Source organism: Cupriavidus sp. YAF13 (assembly GCF_052113425.1).
In the GTDB taxonomy this organism is placed as follows: domain Bacteria; phylum Pseudomonadota; class Gammaproteobacteria; order Burkholderiales; family Burkholderiaceae; genus Cupriavidus.
Genome location: NZ_JBFRDD010000016.1, coordinates 52,508 through 70,276, shown reverse-complemented (window position 1 = coordinate 70,276; position 17,769 = coordinate 52,508). Strand labels below are relative to the sequence as shown.

General features: G+C 62.3%; 20 protein-coding genes. 17 read left to right on the top strand and 3 right to left on the bottom strand.

The window, feature by feature from the left end:
- Window positions 1–24: 24 nt before the first annotated feature.
- The 17 genes from AB4061_RS15285 to AB4061_RS15205 all read left to right on the top strand — a co-directional run bounded on the left by AB4061_RS15285 (window position 25) and on the right by AB4061_RS15205 (window position 15,570).
- On the top strand, window positions 25–474 hold the full coding sequence (locus AB4061_RS15285) for a hypothetical protein (RefSeq protein ID WP_441635111.1): 450 nt from the start codon (window positions 25–27) through the stop codon (window positions 472–474).
- Between the two features lie 54 nt (window positions 475–528).
- The gene (locus AB4061_RS15280) at window positions 529–1,398 is read left to right on the top strand and encodes a head-tail connector protein (protein ID WP_441635109.1); all 870 of its coding nucleotides are present in this window, start codon (window positions 529–531) and stop codon (window positions 1,396–1,398) included.
- A gap of 10 nt (window positions 1,399–1,408) precedes the next feature.
- On the top strand, window positions 1,409–1,765 hold the full coding sequence (locus AB4061_RS15275; RefSeq protein WP_441635107.1) for a phage head closure protein: 357 nt from the start codon (window positions 1,409–1,411) through the stop codon (window positions 1,763–1,765).
- A complete protein-coding gene (locus tag AB4061_RS15270; protein WP_441635105.1) occupies window positions 1,758–2,114 on the top strand; it encodes a DUF3168 domain-containing protein in 357 nt (118 codons plus the stop codon). Before AB4061_RS15275 ends, AB4061_RS15270 begins: the two co-directional genes overlap by 8 nt.
- An 83-nt stretch (window positions 2,115–2,197) precedes the next feature.
- Window positions 2,198–2,842: a phage tail tube protein gene (locus AB4061_RS15265; protein ID WP_441635103.1), complete on the top strand. Its 645-nt coding sequence runs from the start codon at window positions 2,198–2,200 to the stop codon at window positions 2,840–2,842.
- A 1-nt stretch (window position 2,843) separates the two neighbouring features.
- The gene (locus tag AB4061_RS15260) at window positions 2,844–3,248 is read left to right on the top strand and encodes a hypothetical protein (RefSeq protein WP_441635101.1); all 405 of its coding nucleotides are present in this window, start codon (window positions 2,844–2,846) and stop codon (window positions 3,246–3,248) included.
- A 17-nt stretch (window positions 3,249–3,265) separates the two neighbouring features.
- Complete coding sequence (locus tag AB4061_RS15255) at window positions 3,266–3,550, top strand: phage tail assembly protein T (RefSeq protein WP_441635240.1); 285 nt, start codon at window positions 3,266–3,268, stop codon at window positions 3,548–3,550.
- Window positions 3,550–3,987, top strand: a complete 438-nt coding sequence (locus AB4061_RS15250; protein ID WP_441635099.1) for an HK97-gp10 family putative phage morphogenesis protein — start codon at window positions 3,550–3,552, stop codon at window positions 3,985–3,987. The genes AB4061_RS15255 and AB4061_RS15250 overlap by 1 nt, the downstream gene beginning before the upstream one ends.
- Window positions 3,977–6,937 carry a phage tail tape measure protein gene (locus AB4061_RS15245; protein ID WP_441635097.1) on the top strand — a complete coding sequence of 987 codons (2,961 nt, stop codon included), beginning with the start codon at window positions 3,977–3,979 and terminating at the stop codon, window positions 6,935–6,937. Before AB4061_RS15250 ends, AB4061_RS15245 begins: the two co-directional genes overlap by 11 nt.
- On the top strand, window positions 6,938–7,435 hold the full coding sequence (locus tag AB4061_RS15240; protein ID WP_441635095.1) for a hypothetical protein: 498 nt from the start codon (window positions 6,938–6,940) through the stop codon (window positions 7,433–7,435).
- A complete protein-coding gene (locus AB4061_RS15235) occupies window positions 7,432–7,968 on the top strand; it encodes a DUF1833 family protein (RefSeq protein WP_441635093.1) in 537 nt (178 codons plus the stop codon). The genes AB4061_RS15240 and AB4061_RS15235 overlap by 4 nt, the downstream gene beginning before the upstream one ends.
- The gene (locus tag AB4061_RS15230; protein ID WP_441635091.1) at window positions 7,965–8,381 is read left to right on the top strand and encodes an NlpC/P60 family protein; all 417 of its coding nucleotides are present in this window, start codon (window positions 7,965–7,967) and stop codon (window positions 8,379–8,381) included. The genes AB4061_RS15235 and AB4061_RS15230 overlap by 4 nt, the downstream gene beginning before the upstream one ends.
- Window positions 8,353–11,532, top strand: a complete 3,180-nt coding sequence (locus tag AB4061_RS15225; protein WP_441635090.1) for a host specificity factor TipJ family phage tail protein — start codon at window positions 8,353–8,355, stop codon at window positions 11,530–11,532. Before AB4061_RS15230 ends, AB4061_RS15225 begins: the two co-directional genes overlap by 29 nt.
- Before the next feature lie 62 nt (window positions 11,533–11,594).
- Complete coding sequence (locus AB4061_RS15220) at window positions 11,595–14,012, top strand: SGNH/GDSL hydrolase family protein (RefSeq protein ID WP_441635088.1); 2,418 nt, start codon at window positions 11,595–11,597, stop codon at window positions 14,010–14,012.
- A 61-nt stretch (window positions 14,013–14,073) separates the two neighbouring features.
- Window positions 14,074–14,715, top strand: coding sequence for a glycoside hydrolase family 19 protein (locus AB4061_RS15215; RefSeq protein ID WP_441635087.1), 642 nt, complete (start codon window positions 14,074–14,076; stop codon window positions 14,713–14,715).
- 20 nt (window positions 14,716–14,735) lie between these two features.
- On the top strand, window positions 14,736–15,032 hold the full coding sequence (locus AB4061_RS15210; RefSeq protein WP_441635085.1) for a phage holin family protein: 297 nt from the start codon (window positions 14,736–14,738) through the stop codon (window positions 15,030–15,032).
- Window positions 15,025–15,570, top strand: coding sequence for a DUF2514 family protein (locus tag AB4061_RS15205; protein WP_441635084.1), 546 nt, complete (start codon window positions 15,025–15,027; stop codon window positions 15,568–15,570). Before AB4061_RS15210 ends, AB4061_RS15205 begins: the two co-directional genes overlap by 8 nt.
- 13 nt (window positions 15,571–15,583) lie before the next feature.
- On the opposite strand, the gene AB4061_RS15200 is transcribed toward AB4061_RS15205, so the two are convergent.
- From AB4061_RS15200 to AB4061_RS15190, 3 genes are all read right to left on the bottom strand, one after another.
- Complete coding sequence (locus AB4061_RS15200; protein ID WP_441635082.1) at window positions 15,584–15,985, bottom strand: hypothetical protein; 402 nt, start codon at window positions 15,983–15,985, stop codon at window positions 15,584–15,586.
- Window positions 15,986–16,108: 123 nt separating this feature from the next.
- Complete coding sequence (locus AB4061_RS15195; RefSeq protein ID WP_441635080.1) at window positions 16,109–16,924, bottom strand: DUF2971 domain-containing protein; 816 nt, start codon at window positions 16,922–16,924, stop codon at window positions 16,109–16,111.
- Window positions 16,925–17,091: 167 nt separating this feature from the next.
- A complete protein-coding gene (locus tag AB4061_RS15190) occupies window positions 17,092–17,763 on the bottom strand; it encodes an SOS response-associated peptidase (protein WP_441635078.1) in 672 nt (223 codons plus the stop codon).
- Window positions 17,764–17,769 lie beyond the last annotated feature (6 nt).

Sequence of the window (17,769 nt, the reverse complement as noted above, 5' to 3'; positions counted from 1 at the left end):
CACCATCCCATTTGAGGAAACACCATGATTCCGAATATCAAGGCCTCCGAGCAGGTGGCCATTCTGGGCGTCGTTGCCCCGTCGAGCCAGGCTGTCGGCGCGCTGACCTCCGGCTGGGTACCTGCGGCCAACTTCAACAAACTGCTGGGCCTGATTCAAACCGGCGTGCTGGGCGCGGCGGCGACCGTCGACGCCAAATTCCAGCAAGCCAAGGACGCCGGCGGTACCGGCGCCAAGGATGTGGCCGGCGCGGCTATTGCCCAAATCGTCAAGGCCACCGGCGACAACGTGCAGGCCGAGATCAATCTCGACCCCCAGCAGCTCGATGTCGAAGGCGGCTTCGGCTACGTTCAGCTATCGGTCACGGTCGGCGCGGCTGCCAGCTTCACGGCTGCGTTGCTGCTCGGCTTCACCCCACGTTTCGCGCCGGCATCGGATGCCAATGTGGCGTCCGTGAAGCAGATCGTCGGCTGATTGCGACCCTGACCACCTGAACTGGAGAGGGCGCCCACGGGCGCCTCTTTTTCTATGCCCCTGCAACTGATTACGCCGCCCACGGCATTGCCAGTCAGCCTGGCTGAGGCCAAGCTGCACCTGCGTGTCGATATCGCTGACGACGACACGCTGATTGGCGCGCTCATCGCCGCCGCGCGCGACTACGCCGAAGGCCTGACGCACAAGCAGATGGTGGCGGCGCGCTGGAAGCAGGTCATGGACAGCTTCCCGGGCCCGTCCCTCATCGGCATTCCCTGTGGCCGGCCGTTCACCCTGCCCGGGCATGCGATCTACCTGCAGCGCGGGCCGGTCCTTCAGGTCATGTCGATCCAGTATCTGGACATGGCCGGCGCCGTGCAGACGATGCCGGCTGGCGACTACACGGTCGACTACTCGTCGGACCCGGTCCGTATCACGCCGGTCTTCGGGAAGATCTGGCCGGTTCCGTTGCCGCAGATCGGCGCCGTGTGGGTGACATTCGATGCCGGCTGGGCCGCACCGATGAAGGCGGACTTCGCTGCCGGCACAGTATTCGCGCCTGGCTGGACGCCGCTGTCTGCAGGTGATGTGGTGCGCCTTTCCAACGGCCTGCATCTGCCGGACAGTCCCGCGCTTCCTGCGCCGCTGCAGCCGGATACCGACTACTACGTGGCGAACGTGGTGGCGCCAGGCACTTACCAGCTGGCGGCCACCGCCGGCGGCGCACCGATCGCACTGACCAGCCCTGGCAATGACCAGAGCTTCGTCGGTGTGATTCCGGAGGGCCTGAAGGCCTGGCTGAAGCTGCGGTTGGCCGCCCTCTACGAAAACCGGGAGGAAGTGGCCATCATGAGCCGCGGCAAGATCGAGCCGCTGCCATACGTAGACCGTCTGCTGGACGGCTACAAGACCTACGAGTTCTGACATGTCAGGAATGAATAGCTATCTGGTGCGCAGCGGCAATCTGCGCAAGCGGCTGACGTTCCAGGTCAAGTCTACGACGCAGGATGAGCTTGGGCAGGAGCTGAATATCTGGGCCGACCTCTTCACCTGCTGGGGCGAGATTTCTCCGCTGAGCGGGCGGGAGCTGATTGCGGCGGCGGCGGTGCAGTCGTCGGTGACGCACACGATCACCGTGCGCTATCGGGCTGAGCTGGCGAATCCGCAAGCGGTGGCCGCGATGCGGGTGAAGTATCGCAACCGGGTATTCGACATCCATGCCGGCCTGAACGAAGACGAGCGCAACCGCGTCGTGACGCTGCAAGCGGAGGAGGGGCTAAACCATGGCTAGTGCGCATGAGGTCGTTGCCGCCGCGTTGGGTGGTCTGGTAGGCGGGAGGATCTATCCAGGCGTTGCTCAGGCCGGTGTCGCGCGTCCATACATCACCTATGTCGGGGCAGGAGGGCAGTCCGTCAACGTACTGGGCGATGACGGCCCAGTGATACGAAACGCGCGCATTCAGGTAAATGTCTGGTCTGACACCGAAGCTGAGGCGCTCAGACTCATGAATTCGGCCATTGCGATATTGGTTGCGCCACCGATCCGTGCGGTGTCAATCGGTGCTCCTGTCGATACGCCGGAGCCAGCTACGAAGCTGTACGGCTCGCGGCAGGATTTCAGCATCTGGTTTAACCCGTAGAGACAACCCGGCTGCCAACTGCGGCCATCCTTTTTCCCCAATCACCCGCTGCGAGCGGGTATTTTTCTTTTAAGGGCAATCCCATGACTTCCTCTGCTATTCCTGCGCAGGGCACGACCCTGCAGATCGGTACCGGCAACGGTCCCGGCAAGACCATCACCGCGATCGTAGCCGCCAGTCCGACGATCCTCACTTCTGCAGCCCATGGCCTTTCCAACGGCGATGTCGTGACGCTCGCTGCTCTGGCCGGCGTCGACGCCCCGCTCCTGAACGGCCAGGTTCTGGTCGTCAAGAGCAAGACCGACAATACCTTCGCGGTCGACGTGGACACCACTGGCAAGACCATTACCGCGGGGGCGGGTACCGCCACGCCGGTGGCCTGGACCGAGATCGGTAACGTCACGACCTTCAAGGGGTTCGACGGCCAGGCGGCTGAGCTCGATGCCACGAACCTCAAGTCGACCGCCAAAGAGGTCAAGCAGGGGCTGCAGGACTGGGGGCAATTCACTTTCGACGTGCACAAGGACTTCGCCGATGCTGGTCAGCAGGCGCTGGATGCGGCAAAACGCGCGGCCGCGCTGAAGCCGATCAAATTCACGCTGCCCAACGGCAAGACGCGCACTTTCAATGCGTACGTCAAGAACTCCCCGATTGAGGGTGGGGTCGACCAGCTGGTGAAGTCGGCCAGCGTGACCCTGCGGATCTCTGGCGACGTGGTGGATGCCTGATATGACGATCCTGACGAAAGACGCCATTCTGGCAGCCGCAGACATCACCACCGAGGACGTCCTCGTGCCGGAGTGGGGTGGTAGCGTTCGTGTCGCCGTGATGTCGGGCCGGGCTCGCGACAAGTTCATCGCGCTGCAGGGCGATGGCAAGGCCGCCTACAGTGAGTTCCAGGCGCGTGTGCTGGTCGCTGCCGTCGTGGACGAGGCTGGGCAGCCGATGTTCACCGAGGCCGACGTCGAGGCGCTGCGCGACAAGAGCCAGCCCGTTCTTGATCGGCTGGTTGCCGTCTCCATGCGCCTCAACGGCTTGGGGTCGCAGGCGGTGGAGGAGGCGAAAAAAAACTCCGATGCTGCCCCGAGCAGCGATTCTGGCACCGCCTCGCCCTCGCTCTTGGCAAGTCAGTAGGGCAGGCGCAGGCGGAGATCACCAGCGCGGAGTTCGTCCGGTGGATGGCCTTCTACGAGTTGGAACCGTGGGGTAGCCACTACGACGATCTCCGCGCCGGTGCCGTCACCTCGATGCTGGCCAACATCAATCGGAACACAAAGGCCGCGCCAAAGCCGTTCGGTGTACTCGATTTCATGCCCTGGAATGATCACCACCAGCATGTCGCGGAAGAAGGAGATGCGGCGATGGCAGCCATCATGGCAGATCCGGAGGCGCACTCCAGGCTGCTCGATTCGACGATGTTCCCAGGGAGGGCCTAATGGCAAAGTCGTTTGAAATGGAGAACGCGCAGTCGCTGACCGATGCGCTGCGTGCGCTCGACGATGTCGCTAGTGAGTCGGTGTTGCGCCAGGCGGCGGTGGCGGGCGCTCGCGTGGTGTTCGCCGAGGTGAAGCTGCGCGCGCCGATCGACCTGGGCATCTACGAGGGTAAGCAGGGCAAGCACCCGCCCGGCTTCCTGCGCGATCACCTTCTGATTGCCTATGACGACGAGGTTTCGGTGCCGGGGCGTATCTCGTCCTACCTGGTGACCTGGTCGAGGGAAGCGTACTACGGGCGCTTCGTCGAATACGGCACCTCGAAGATGGCCGCCAAGCCCTTCCTGCGGCCCGCGTTCGAGGCGAAAAAGCGGGCCGCGGCAGAGGCGGTCAACGAAGTTATCCAGACTAAAGTGAAGGAAGCGACAAGTGGCAAATGACACCGTGGTGCGCGTCACGGCGGATGCCTCCGGGTATTCCGCCGAGATGGACAAGGCCCGTCGCAGCGCCGCGACCTTTATCGAGGCGCAGGAAGCGGCCGCCCGCCGCACGCAAGCTGCGCAGGCCGCGATCACCGAGGCGGCGAAGAACGGAGCTGACGCCAGCGCGCGCCAGATCGCGGCATTTGTCTCCCAGGCCTCCCGCATGGCTGAGACGGTCGGCAAGACACGGGCGCAGCTGCTCGAGCAAAAGGCGGCCCAGCTCGGCGTGACCGATTCCGTCTCAGCCTACATCGAGAAGCTGAAGGCGGCCGAGGCGGCAGCCGGTGGCATGCATAAGATCAGCGATGCCATGAACGCCACTGGCATCTCGGCCAAGCAGACTGCAGCTGCTATGCGCATGGTGCCAGCCCAGATGACCGATATCGTGACGCAGCTGCAGGGTGGCGCGAATCCGATGACGGTCCTGATTCAGCAGGGTGGCCAGCTCAAGGACATGTTCGGCGGCATCGGGCCCGCGATGCGCGCCATGGGCACGTATCTCGCGTCGCTGGTCAATCCGTTCAGTCTCGCCGCGGTGGCGGCTGCCTCGCTGGGCTTTGTGATGTCCAGGGGCGCGGGTGAGTCTCGCGCATACAGCGAAGCACTGGTCATGACGGGTGGCCATGCCGGCAAGACGTCGGACCAGCTGGCAACCATGGCGGCCAGCATGAGCCGCTCGATTGGCACGCAGAGCCAGGCCGCCGAAACGCTGGTCAAGCTGGCGGAGACCGGTAAGGTCGCCGGCGAGCAGATGCAGAGCATTGGGATGGCTGCCCAGGCCATGCACAAGGCAACAGGCGCGGCCGTCGACGACACGGTCGCGAAGTTCGTTCAGTTGGCGGATGAGCCGGTCAAGGCCTCCGTCAAGCTCAACGAGCAGTACCACTACCTCACCCATGCGGTCTATGAGCAGATCGCGGCCCTTGAGGAGGAGGGGAAGAAGGAACAGGCCACGGCGGTGGCGCAGCAGGCACTGGCCGACAAGATGAAGGAGCGGGCCGACAAGGTCATCGCAAACCTTGGTTACATGGAGCGTGCCTGGAACGCGGTCAAGGGTGCTGCGACCTCGGCCTGGGATGCCATGCTCGGCCTGGGCCGGGCCGCCACGCTCGACGAGATCCGCAGCAAGATCACGGCAACGCAGAACCAAATCGCCAGCATCGAGGGCGACGGCGGATTCGCCAATAACGGCAACGGCGCGGCGTTCGGTGCCGGCGCACGCGGCCGCGCTGCCCAGCTGAGCCGTCTGCGTGACGAGTTGCAGCAGCTGCAGGCGCAGGCCAAGCCGCTGGAGGATGCCTCCAACCAGCAGCAGGTGGCAGCAGACGCCCAGAAGCGCCAGGACGCTATGGTGTCGGCGCAGGTGCGGCTTGACGCGCAGAAGCAGGCCACGCGCAGCCGCGCCGCTCAGCGCAAGGATGAGATCGACCAGCTCAAGCGCGACGCCGAAACGGTGGGCATGGCGGCCGACGAATACAACCGGCGTGTCGCCGCGATCAACGATAAGTACAAAGATCCGAAGGGGCCGAAGGCAAAGGCGTACCAGGATGACGCTGCCACCAAGTTCCTGCAGCAGCTGCGCGACCAGGAGGCGGCAGATCGCGCCGCGCTGGCGTCGAACGACAAGCTGACGCAGGCGCAGAAGCAGCAGGCCGAGTTCTTGCAGAAGATCGCGGATCTCAAGGGTAAGTCCATCCTGACCGCCGAGCAGCAAAGCCTACTGGCCAACCAGGATGCGATCAAGGCCCAGCTCAAGCAGAACGTCGAGACGGAAAAGGCGCTCAAGCTGAAGGAAGAGATCGCCAAGGTCGAGGAGCGCTCGCGGCAGATCAGCGAGCACATGAAGGACATCCAGACAAACCACCGCGACAACTACGGACGGGAGCTGGACGCCTTCGGCAAGGGTGCGGACGCACAGAAGCAGGCCGAGGCTGTCAAGACGCTCACGAAGGAATACGAGCGCATGCAGTGGCAGCTGGAGAAGGCCACGAAGCCGGAGGCGCGAAACTCAGACGCCTACCTGCAGGGTCAGGCCGATATCAAGGCAGGCCTGCAGCAGTCGCTGCAGGACTACAGCGACTACTACGCCGAGCTCAAGGCCAAGCAGGCGGACTGGACCAATGGCGCCACGTCGGCGATTGCCAATTATGTCGATTCGGCCCGCAACATGGCCGCGCAGACTGCCAACGTGGTGACAAGCATGGCGCAGGGCATGGAGAACGCGCTGGCTAATTTCGTGACGACCGGAAAACTCAACTTCAAGAGCTTGGCCGATAGCATGATCGCCGAGATCGCACGGATCCAGATGAAGCAGGCAGTAGCTGGCCTCGTTGGGATGCTGGGCAGCGCATTCGGCGCCGGCGCCGGCTCGGCGACGAACTTCAATGGCTCGATCCAGGGGGTATCCGGCGCATTCGGGGGCGCGCAGACGACAGGGGTTTTCCTGGCCGGCGGTGGCGCGGTGTCTGGGCCTGGCACGTCGACGAGCGACAGCATTGCCGCCTGGCTTTCGGATGGCGAGTTTGTTGTCAATGCCGATGCCACGGCGAAGTATCGGGGCCTGCTCGAGGCGATCAATGGTGGGAGGGGCGTTGGCTCGGCCAGCCGATACGCGACTGGCGGTTACGTTGGCGATGCCGCTCCTAGTCCCTTCGTACCTACATCTTCGGGAAATGCGTTGTCAAATCAGGTCCTTAGTGGTGGAGACATCAACGTGAATGTGTCGCTAGTAGAGGACTCGGCCAAGGCCGGGCAGGTCCAGCAGCAGCGCAACGGCAAGGGGCTGGATCTCATGGTGTTCGTGGACAGCATCAAGAAGGCCATCGCCGGCGACATCATTTCCGGGGGTAACCAGATCTCGACGGCAATGGAGCGAGGCTATGGGCTCAACCGGGTAGGGAGGCGATAAATGGCGGTAGTTCCAGTATGGCCCGGTACGTTGCCGGTGCCGCTGTCCAGCGGCTACAGCTACACCCAGAAGACCACGACGGCGCGTACTGAGATGGACAGCGGTGTCGCACGTTCGCGCCGCCGGTTCCGCCGGGCCCCTGCGCAGATCAACCTGAAGTGGCTGTTCCTACAGGAGCAGCTGGCGGTCTTCGAGTACTTCTGGGACAACGATCTGCTGCAGGGTGCGTCGTGGTTCGACACGATCGCCACCAGCGGCACCGGGCCGCAGTTAATCCGCGTGCGCTGCATCTCCGATGGGTACACGCCGACACAGGTCGACCCGCAGCATTGGGAAGTGACGATGCAGGTGGAGGCGGTGGACATGCCAAGGCTCGCCGCTGAGCAGTATGCGGTGATGGTGCAGTATGAGGGGGCGGATATTGTGCAGATTGATCAGGCGATGAATCAGTTCGTTCACGGCACGCTTCGCAGCCCAGATTCGTGGGGTGCAGTATGACGACGATCAAGCAGGCGCTGGCCGAGGCCTATGCCTCGGCGCCAGTATCCGAGGTGATCATCGATACGCTGGAGATCCGCCATCCCTCGTTTGTGGATGACGATGGCAACCCGACGGCTATCCGGATCTGCCGGGATCGCCTGGACTTCGCTGCTTACCTGGAGGCGGGTGCGCCAATGAACGCTGGCCAGCTCGTGACCTTCCTCGCGGTGCCCTTCGACTTCACTCTGCCGGCCCTGGCTGAAGGCAAGGTGCCGACATTGAAGATCGTCGTGGATAACGTCGACCGCTCGATCACGGCAGCGATCGAGCGGGCATACCAGCAGTCGGATCCCATCCAGACGACTTATCGCCCCTACCTGGTATCGGATCCCTCCGGCCCGCAGATGAACCCGCCGCCCAATATGGTCCTGTCGCGCGTTACCGTCGATGTGTTCAAGGTGGCCGGTACCGCCACGCTGAATGACGTGCATAACTGGCCATTCCCGGGCCGCGTCTATAACCCGGCCGACTTCCCGGGTCTGCTGCGATGACGGCCGATGACATCAACCGGTATGTCGAGCTGCCATATTGCTCCGGTGGGCGCGGGCCTGATGCCTTCGACTGCTGGGGGCTACTGATCTTCGTGCAGCGCGCGCATTTTGGGCGCGAGATGCCTGACCTACAGATGGGCGACGCTAAGGCGTCATACGCGGCCTATGAGCAGCGGCGGGCATCTGGCGAGTGGGTGATCATCCCGCGGCCCGTGCACGGCGCGCCGGCGCTGATGCGCGCCGGCATGCATCCGCATGTGGGGACGTGGCTGGAGGTGGAGGGCGGCGGTGTCCTGCACGCGCAGCAAGGTGCTGGGGTCGTCTGGACGCCCAGCGCTCGGCTCAACATGTCTGGCTACGGCCGCACACAATATTTCGAGATCCATGCACGCAACCCTGATCCAAATAACTAACCCGTTCCGGCCGCAACTAGGCCGCCAGGTCGCGGTGATCCGGCGGCGTAACCGCATCATGACCCTGCTGCAGCGCCGGGGCCTGGCGTGCCGAGCCGGAGATGGCACGATTCGCCTGTCCTCGCCCTTCTTCGTCTTGCTGAACGGGGAGCCGCTCCTGCAGCGCGATTGGAAGCGCTGCATTGAAGATGGTGACCTGCTGGCCGTGGTGGCGGTACCGAAGGATGGCGGTGGAGGCTCTAATCCGCTGCAGATTATTGCCATGATCGCGGTAGTCGTGATCTCAATCTATGCGCCATATCTGGCTCCTGCCGCCTGGGGTGTTGGCGCCGGAACAGTAGGTGGCGCAATGATTACCGCCGGCGTCATGATTGCGGGAAGCCTGCTGGTCAACGCGATCCTGCCGCCACCTAAGCCGAATCTCGGCCTGGGGCAGCAAGGGCAGCAGGCTAGTCCCACCTATGGGATCGGGGCGCAGGGCAATTCTGCTCGGCTGCTATCGGCTATCCCGGTGCTGTACGGTCGCCATAAGGTGGTGCCTGACTTCGCGGCGCAGCCCTATACCGAGTACATCGGCAACGAGCAGTATCTGTATCAGTTGTTTGTGGTCACGCAGGGCCAGTGCTTCATTGAAAAGGTTTTGATCGGCGAGTCGAACATCGCAGTTTTTGATGAGGCGCAATACGAGATCATCCCTCCGGGGGCTGCGGTCACCTTGTTTCCCGATAACGTGGAGACCTCTGCGGCCGTGACCGGGTTGGAGCTGAAGGGGCCGAACGAGGCTGGCTCCGGCTTTGTCGGTCCGTTTGTCTCGAACTCGGCGGGCACGGGGATCAACTTCATCGGCATCGACATCTCGCTGCCGAACGGCCTGTTCTATGCCAACAACAGCGGCGGGCTGGATGCGCGCACGATCAGCTTCGATGTGGAGGCGCGGCTGCTGATCAATGGCGCGCCAGCCGGGGACTGGTTTCTGTTGGGCAGCGACACCATCACGATGGCGACGAATACCCCGCAGGTGCGCTCCTATCGCTGGCCGATCCTCGGCGGTGCACGCTGTGATGTCAGGATGCGACGCACCAATAACAAGGACCTGGATTCGCGGGCCGGCAATACGCTCGTCTGGTCTGGCCTGCGCGGCTACAACCCGAGCCAGCGCGTCTATGGAAATGTGACGATGATCGCCACGCGCATCCGGGCGACGAACAACCTGAATGCGCAGACGGCTCGGCAGCTCGGCGTGATTGCGACGCGCATGCTGCCGATCTGGGATGGCACGGCATGGAGTGCGCCTCAGATGACGCAGGACCCGGCGTGGGCGTTGGCTGACATCTTCCGCAATACAGACTATGGGCGCGGTCTGCCAGATTCCAGGCTGGACCTGGAGGGCTTGCGGCAACTGTCATTCATCTGGGGGACCCGCGGCGACACGTTCAATGGGGTGTTCGACAGCTCCGTCACGGTGTGGGAGGCGGCGACCAGCGTGGCCCGCGTGGGGCGTGCCCTGCCGATGTACTACGCCGGCGTGATCGGTGTGGTGCGGGATCAGCCGCAAACGGTGCGTAAGGCGATGTTCTCGCCGCAGAACATCATCAAGGGATCCTGGAGCGCTGACTATGTGTTGCATGACTTCGATTCCCCGGACTACGTGATCGTCGAGTACATCGATGACATCACCTGGAAGGCCGCGGAGGTAGATTGTGCGTTGACCGGGAGCGCTAAGCTGAAGCCGGAGCGGGTAAAACTGTTCGGTTGCACCAACCGCAGCCATGCGTGGCGGGAGGGCATGTACATGGCGGCCAGTCACCGGGATCGTCGTCGCTTCATCACGTTCTCGACCGAGCTGGACGGGCATATTCCGCAGTATGGGGACCTGGTGGCCGTAAGTCACGACGTGCCGGCCTGGGGCTTTTCCGGGGTGGTGTTGGGCTATGACCACTTGAGCGGTGTGCTTAGCCTGTCCGAGTCGATGGTCATCGAGGCCGGCGCGACCTATCAGATTGCGCTGCGTCGGCGCGACGGCTCGATGGATGGGCCATACACCGTGACGGAAGGAAGTGTGGGTACTGAGGTGGTGCTGCAGGGGCTGACGCAGTCGCAGCGGGATGCAATCTATATCTCGGACGGCACGAGCGAGGAGCCCACCATTTTCGCCTTCGGGCCGGTGGATCGGGTCGCGCTGGATTGCCTGGTGACCGCCGTATCCCCGAAGAACGATCTGGAGGTGGAGATCACGGTGGTGAACGCGGYCGACAGCGTGCATACGGCAGAGCAGGGGGGCGCTGTTCCCCCGCCGCCGAATCCGTCGCTGCTGCCTGGCAACAATACCGCACCCGTGATCCAGGCGGTCAGTGTGCGCACGGTGTGGTCTGGCACGGTTTCCATTACCGCCACGGCCGCCCGCAACGCGCAGCGTTATGAGTTCCAGGTAAGTCGCGACGGCGGGGCATCCTGGGTCTTTCTGGGCGATGCCGCGGTCCCTCAGCTCACGGCGCAGGTCTCGCCGGGTGCGGTGAAGGTCCGTGTGCGTGCCATCGGGTCGGCAGCACCAGGGCCGTGGTCGGTGTGGTCTGGGACCATCACCGACCTGAACTATGTGCCCGGCTCGCCGACCATGGTGCTGCGCACGCCGTTCATTGGGCGATCGGTGCAGGTGGATATCGCCGCGCAGTCCTACGTGGCGTACCACGAGATCGAGGTCTGGACCGGCGGGGTCAAGCGCCGGCAGTTTTCTATCCCGGGCTTCAGTTTTGACTGGAGCTATGAGGACTCTGCCAATTGGGGGGCGATCTCTCCATCGATCACATTCATCGCACGCGCCGTGAACAGCGATAACCAGGCCTCGCTGGACACGTCGTTCGTGGCGAATAATCCAGCGCCGCCGTCGGTCGGCTACACGTATGCGCAGGTGGGAGATCCAGCAGCACCGCAAATCTCGATCACGCCATCGAGCGATACGGACCTGGCGCAAGCCGAGCTGCGGGAGGGGTCGATTGACGGGGCTTTGGTTTGGTCCGGTGCTTCGCCGGCGACGGTTTGGCTTAACTGGGGGACCACCTACAAGTTGTTCCAGTTGGACATTTGGGGGAATCAGAGCCCTGTACAGACCGTAACCACCCCGCCGATGCCGGTGGATCCGCCGACTGGTTGAATAGACAAACACCGACTCCATAGCCGCCTTTCTGGCGGCTTTTTCATAGGTTGAAAGAGCAAATGTCTACTACGACGCAAGATTACCTGGCCGCCCTAGCACGGATCGGCGCAAACGATTTGGTGTACCGCGCGATCATCCGGGGGCCTGCCACGGGTCCGGATAGCATTGTCATGGTCGACGGCGTTCCTATCAAAACTGTGGCGCGCGTTATCTATGAGGTGCCGAGCGCGCAAGCAGATCGATTGGCGGCAGATGCTTCGGCGGCGGCGGCCGCTGGGAGTGTCTTGTCTGCGGCTGCGCAAGCGGTATTGGCTCAAGTCGCCAAAGCGGGCGCAGAGTCGGCGCGCGATGCATCGTTGATCCAGGGCGGGGTCTACGTGGATGAGCCTTCTGGACGTGCGGCCGTAGGCGACGGAGTTGCCTTCAAGGTGCAAGGTAGCGGAGACATTGCTGCCTTCGAGTTTCGTCGCATCAATGCCGGCGCATCGGCGCTGGTGGCGACCTATCCGAGCAAGGCCGCCGTCGATAAGAAGGCTGCTGCGCAGCTGGGTAAGAACCTGGTGAACCCCGCAGATCCTGATGTTGCAGCAGGGTTCTTCCCGGTTCACACGACCGGCAACCTTGCCGCGAATGCCTCTTACACTACGACCGGATTCGTCCCAGTGGTAGCGGGTCAAGTCTATACCTTGAACGTTAAGCACTACCTGTGCTGGTACAGCGCAAGCAAGGTATTCATCAGCGGCACCAGCGATGCTGATACAAATCGCACCGTGACTGCACCGGCCGGGGCCGCCTATCTGCGTGCGAGCGCCAACACCGCTAATCAGTGGCCGGCGTTTCAGATCGAGACCGGCGCCAGCAGCACACCCTACGAAAGCTATGGGATGTTCCTGCTGCTGTCGGCGCTAAAGGATGGCCTGCTGCCGACCGCCAAGCTGGCGGATGCTGCCGTGACCGCAGCGAAAACTAGCTTTCTGCAACTCGGCAAGAACCTGTTTAGCAAGGACAGGGCAACGATCGGTGTTGTTATCGATCCTGTCTCCGGCGTGTCCTCGCCGAATGCGACGTACGCAGCCAGCGATTTCATCGCAGTAACGCCTGGGACAACCTATAGCGGCAGGGGAGGAACGCAGAACATGCGTTTCACCACCTACTTTGACGCGGCCAAACTGCCAGTGGCTGGCGGATCGACTAATGCGCTCACGAGTTTCACCGTTCCGGCGGGCGCCGCATATGTGCGCCTTACTCTGTGGGCCGCGGATATTGACACCTTCCAGTTCGAGGTTGCGGCAGCGCCTACCGCGTTTGAGCCGTATTCCTACACGCTGAAGTTCAATGCCGGCACGACGCAGATTTACAGCACCATCAAGGATGCTAGCCTGACCACCGCGAAATACGCGCCTGGGTCAGTGACGCCTAGCGTGGTGAATTTCCTGCAGCCTAGCAAAAACCTGTTCAACAAGGCGACCGTCACCACCGGTTACTTCATGGGCAACGGTGGGGCGCTGACTGCCAACGCCACCTACAACGTCAGCGATTACATTGCGGTTGTGCCTGGGACGCAGTACTACGGTTACGGCGCGCCGCAGCAGATGCGCATGTATTGCTTCTTCGATGCCAACCGTAACGTGGTAGCAGGTGGGAGCAACAACGACGCGTCGACGCTGACGCCGCCGGCCGGGGCCGCCTTTGTCCGTATCACTGTCTACGCGGCGGCGCAGGATGCATTCCAATTCGAGGTCGGGTCGGCCGCCACCGGCTATCAAGCATATGGCTATGTGCTGAGGGTTGCGGACGGAACGCCGATCAGCGCCGATGCAAGCGGCAGCAATGCCAGCAAGTGGACCGGTAAGAATTGGGCGTCATTCGGGGATAGCATCACGGGCCAGAATATGTGGCAGCCCACGGTAGTCGCAAAGCTGGGCCTGGTGCATACGAACTATGGTGTGGGCGGGACATTGCTCTCCGGCGCCGCGGGCAGCACCAGCGCGATGTGCCAGGACGCACGCATCAACGCGATCCCTACCACCATCGATCTGCTCACGATCATGYCGGGGACGAACGACTGGGCGCAGAACGTCCCTCTTGGCGCCGTCGATTCTGCCGATCCACTGACGTTCAATGGGGCGTTCAACACGTTCGCAGCGAAGGCGATGGCTCGTTGGCCGGCGAAGCGCATCGTGGTGATGACGACCCCGTATGGGGAGATCTACAACTTCGCCCCGCGTGGCTGGCCGAACGCCTACACCAACACGCAGGGGCTGACCACGCGTGACTATGCGGAAGCGTTGCGCACCCAGGCAAATCGGTGGGGGTTCCCCTGTGCCGACGTGTCGGCGAGGGCGGGATGGAACACCGCAAACATTACCTCCTTCATTAACGACGATGGCGCCTTGCTGCATCCGAATGCGGCGGGTGGTGAGCGCATCGGCTCGGTAACGACTGGCACGCTCCGCAGTATCGAGCCGTCGACATAACCCGACTTTTCAGCGAGTACAGCCACCCATGCGGGTGGCTTTTTTTTGGGGATAGGAGCGTATGGACAAACTGACGTTTCAAAACGCGGCGGGCATCAGCGCGGCACTTGCTGATCGCTGGCACTCACCGGTTACTGCCGCGCTCTTCGAGTTCGGCATCGTGGCGCCTCAGCGCGTTGCGGCATGGGTCGCGCAGGTCGGTACCGAGTCGGCTGGCTTCACCCGCCTGCAGGAATCGTTCGACTACAAGCCGCAGGGGTTGGTCGATACGTTCGACAAGCGCATGCCGGCAGCACTGGCCAGCACGCTGGGGCGCCAGCCAGGTGAACGCATGGTGCCAATGGACCGCCAGGCGCGCATCGCGTCGATCGTCTACGCCGGACGCTACGGAAACGGCGATGCGGCCACAGGCGACGGCTGGAGGTATTCAGGGCATGGACTCAAGCAGATCACCTTTCGGGACAATCACCGCGACTGTGGCCACGCGCTCGGCGTCGACCTGGTGGCGCATCCCGAGCTGCTGGCCACCGATGACACATTGGCAGCGCGCTCGGCCGCGTGGTTCTGGTACGCCAAGGGCTGCAACGTGCTGGCCGACCGCGGCGACTTCGAGCAGCTCACGCGCCGGATCAACGGTGGCATCAACGGCCTGGAGGATCGCCGCCGGCGCTGGCTGCTCGCACAACAGTTCATTCACGCATAACAAGCCGAGGAACGGGTCACATGCAAGAACACGAAAAATCGTTCTACATCCTATTGCTGATGGGCGCCCTGGTTGGGGTCGGCAAGCTGCTGGTCAGCAACGATCCCATCACGCCGCGGGTCATCCTGGGGCGCGCGCTGCTCGGTGCCGCCACCTCGATGGTGGCGGGCGTGGGATTGGCCCAGTTCCCGGACCTGCCGCCGATGGCGCTGTATGGCATCGGCTGCGCGCTGGGGATCGTCGGTAGCCAGTACCTGGAGCTGTGGCTCAAGCGGTGGATGAACAAACAGGGGGGCGGCCGTGGGAAGAGTGCTTGAAGCGGTGCTGGGCGCATTCTCCGGCTGGGAGGGGTACGTCCTGGTGCTGGGCATCGGAGTGGCGCTCGGCGGTGCAATCGCCGGGCCGGGTGCCTGGCACTGGCAGGCTAATCGCTACGAACGCCAGCTCGCCGAGCGCGGGCGCGAGCTGGCCGAGCTGCGCGAGGGGCAGGTTAGAGAGGTGGCCGCGGCGGTTGACGCCGCGCGCCAAGACTATCAAGGCAAAGTCGAACGGCAAACGGAGATCACCAATGACGCAACGAAAGTGGCCGAGTCGGCCAGGAATGATGCTCGCGCCGCTGGCGCTGTGGCTGAGCAGCTGCGCCAGCGCGTTGCCCAGCTCGGTGCCGCGGCCCATGCCGCAGGCGGTGCCGCCGCTGTCGGCGCAGGCCAGGCAGCCGGTGATCCCCTCGATGTGCTTGCCGACGTGCTCGGCCGCGCTGACAAGCGAGCGGGAGAGTTGGCTGCATACGCTGACGCCGCCCGGATCGCCGGCCAAGCCTGCGAACGCACCTACGACTCCCTAACGAAGAAGTGACATGACACCGCGATCACAAAAGGCAGTTCTTCGGGTCTTTGATCGTCGCTAGCGTCTTGTCAATCATCACGCGGTCGGCTGTGTAGTACGCGTAGCCGCGTACTTGAGTCTTTCCGTCAGGGAGTCCATCGAAGTCGATAGCGTAGAGCACGCTTGCGGTCGTCATGCCCATGCCGGTCCCTTGTATCGTCAGTCGACCCAGTCCAGTCGGATCGTGGTCCGCGCTGGCATGGGGGCGGCAGTTACGGTGATAGTCGAATAGCGCGGTACGCACCTGGGCTATGGTCATCGGCAACACCGTCGCGCCGTAGGCATGTTCCGGAGTGCGCAAATCGCTAGCGGTGAGATTCTGGGTGGCGGCGCAGCCGGTCAGCAGCGCGGCGGCCGCCGCACACAGCAAAGTTAGCGTTCTCATTGTTATTCCCCGGTTTTTGTCTGTGGAATTCTACATCTGCCGACAGACGCCGCCCGGAAGGGGCTCGGCCGAATCGCCTCGCGGGGTGTTGGAAATTGCGCTGGATTGCTTGTTGGCGGACACCTAGCCATGGCTGCGAAACGGGGTCGAAGAAACCTTAACCTTGTCCGCTAAGCTGCCTTTCCCACTCATCGTCAGCATTCTCTTGAACGTTGCCGCAGCGAGTGGCGACGAGTGGGACGGACCAAGTATTATGCTCGACACGATATTTTCAAGACTTTGTCCGCTTGCCATGAATCCATTACTGTCTTTTAATTTTAGCTTCAATTTCGGATGGATCCCTGCCTCGCTAATGTGATAAGAGAAAAAAGGTTCCATTGTTTTCTCTGTATCTCGCTCGCGCATATATACGAGCCGGTACTCATCTTCTTCAATAAACCCAGAGTGTTTCGTAAAAATTGCAGCCTGTTTCAGTCTCTCGTACAGATAGTGTGTCGCGATGTATAAGTGATCATCGTGTATTGGGTTGCTCTTCAGAAGTTGGGCGAACTCATCTAGTTTCGAGACTATCCAGTCGTGACGCTGTTCTGAAGAAGCGTAGTTCACATTCGCCAGCATTAGCGGCGACTTGGGGTTGAGGTTCAATCTGCTGGTATCAATCACCATCGCCGCACCCAATCCATTGCCGCCGTAGCCCCGCCACATAGACAATTTCCCGTCGTCGCTATCGTGCTTTGACAAGCAAAATATATAGACATCGTTCACATGTTCCTGCTCGAACCTCGTGTGGTGTGACATGAACGTGCGGTACAAAATAGCTTGGCGATGAGCCGATCCGCATGCTTCTGTAATGCCACGGTGGGAGAAGAAAGCGTTAAGTGAAAGACTCAATCCAACTCGAAGTTCCTCATGGTCATTCATGAAATACGGGTGGGACATCCATATCTCATCGTGGCGCAGGATGCTCTCTATTACGCTCAACGCAGTGTAATGAGCGAGGACTGGTCGTTGATTGGGGAAATTTCGCGTGGAGCGTATGTCATCCCATAGTGGGTCAAAAATCCGATTCGTGGCTTCAGTCATGTTATGGCTTTGTGGGCAGTTGTTTATGCGCTTGTTTTTTCTGTAGTTGTTCGTTTGGTTTCGCGTGGCGCCGGCGCGGCGTCCATCAACTCGGGTGGGTAGGGCCGCAAGAAGCTGCGCGCCCGCTCTGGATCCCGGCAGGTCAGCCAGTCATCCCATTCAGCCCGCGGCACGATGACGATCATGCGCTTTTCCTTGCCCGGGGCATGGAAGCGGTTCATCAGCGGGTGCTTGTCCGAGTTGATAGTCAGCATGGTGAAGCTGAACACCTCGGCGCCAGGTTCGCCCGGCCAAGCGCGCCACAGACCCGCGATCGCAAACTCCGGCTCATCCTTCAGCCAGATCCGCCAGCGAACGGACTTGGGTCCGCTCTCGTAGTTGGGTTCATAGAACGCGCTGGCCGGCACTAGGCAGAGCTGCCCCTTCTTCCACGGACCGGAAAACGACCGCTTCTCGCCAACCGTCTCCGATCGCGCATTGGTGGTATCGAACTTGGCCACGCCTGGCGGGATCCGGGTCTTCGGCACCATGCCAAACGTGCCTACCAGCGCCTGGTGCTCGCCGTTTCCGGCGGCCACGACGATTGGCGCGGCATAATCCGGCCAGGTCTCTGGCGGGTAGTCGAGAGGCGGCGGCTCGACGCCGAAGACGTCGCGCAGCAGTTTCCGCTGGACCGGGGCGTAGTTTGTGCACATGGGTGA

Excerpts from the sequence above, each read along its gene's own strand:
- AB4061_RS15285 (WP_441635111.1), top strand. The coding sequence starts at position 25 with ATGATTCCGAATATCAAGGCCTCCGAGCAGGTGGCCATTCTGGGCGTC.
- AB4061_RS15280 (WP_441635109.1), top strand. The coding sequence starts at position 529 with ATGCCCCTGCAACTGATTACGCCGCCCACGGCATTGCCAGTCAGCCTG.
- AB4061_RS15275 (WP_441635107.1), top strand. The coding sequence starts at position 1,409 with ATGAATAGCTATCTGGTGCGCAGCGGCAATCTGCGCAAGCGGCTGACG.
- AB4061_RS15270 (WP_441635105.1), top strand. The coding sequence starts at position 1,758 with ATGGCTAGTGCGCATGAGGTCGTTGCCGCCGCGTTGGGTGGTCTGGTA.
- AB4061_RS15265 (WP_441635103.1), top strand. The coding sequence starts at position 2,198 with ATGACTTCCTCTGCTATTCCTGCGCAGGGCACGACCCTGCAGATCGGT.
- AB4061_RS15260 (WP_441635101.1), top strand. The coding sequence starts at position 2,844 with ATGACGATCCTGACGAAAGACGCCATTCTGGCAGCCGCAGACATCACC.
- AB4061_RS15250 (WP_441635099.1), top strand. The coding sequence starts at position 3,550 with ATGGCAAAGTCGTTTGAAATGGAGAACGCGCAGTCGCTGACCGATGCG.
- AB4061_RS15240 (WP_441635095.1), top strand. The coding sequence starts at position 6,938 with ATGGCGGTAGTTCCAGTATGGCCCGGTACGTTGCCGGTGCCGCTGTCC.
- AB4061_RS15235 (WP_441635093.1), top strand. The coding sequence starts at position 7,432 with ATGACGACGATCAAGCAGGCGCTGGCCGAGGCCTATGCCTCGGCGCCA.
- AB4061_RS15230 (WP_441635091.1), top strand. The coding sequence starts at position 7,965 with ATGACGGCCGATGACATCAACCGGTATGTCGAGCTGCCATATTGCTCC.
- AB4061_RS15215 (WP_441635087.1), top strand. The coding sequence starts at position 14,074 with ATGGACAAACTGACGTTTCAAAACGCGGCGGGCATCAGCGCGGCACTT.
- AB4061_RS15210 (WP_441635085.1), top strand. The coding sequence starts at position 14,736 with ATGCAAGAACACGAAAAATCGTTCTACATCCTATTGCTGATGGGCGCC.
- AB4061_RS15200 (WP_441635082.1), bottom strand. The coding sequence starts at position 15,985 with ATGAGAACGCTAACTTTGCTGTGTGCGGCGGCCGCCGCGCTGCTGACC.
- AB4061_RS15195 (WP_441635080.1), bottom strand. The coding sequence starts at position 16,924 with ATGTCCCACCCGTATTTCATGAATGACCATGAGGAACTTCGAGTTGGA.
- AB4061_RS15190 (WP_441635078.1), bottom strand. The coding sequence starts at position 17,763 with ATGTGCACAAACTACGCCCCGGTCCAGCGGAAACTGCTGCGCGACGTC.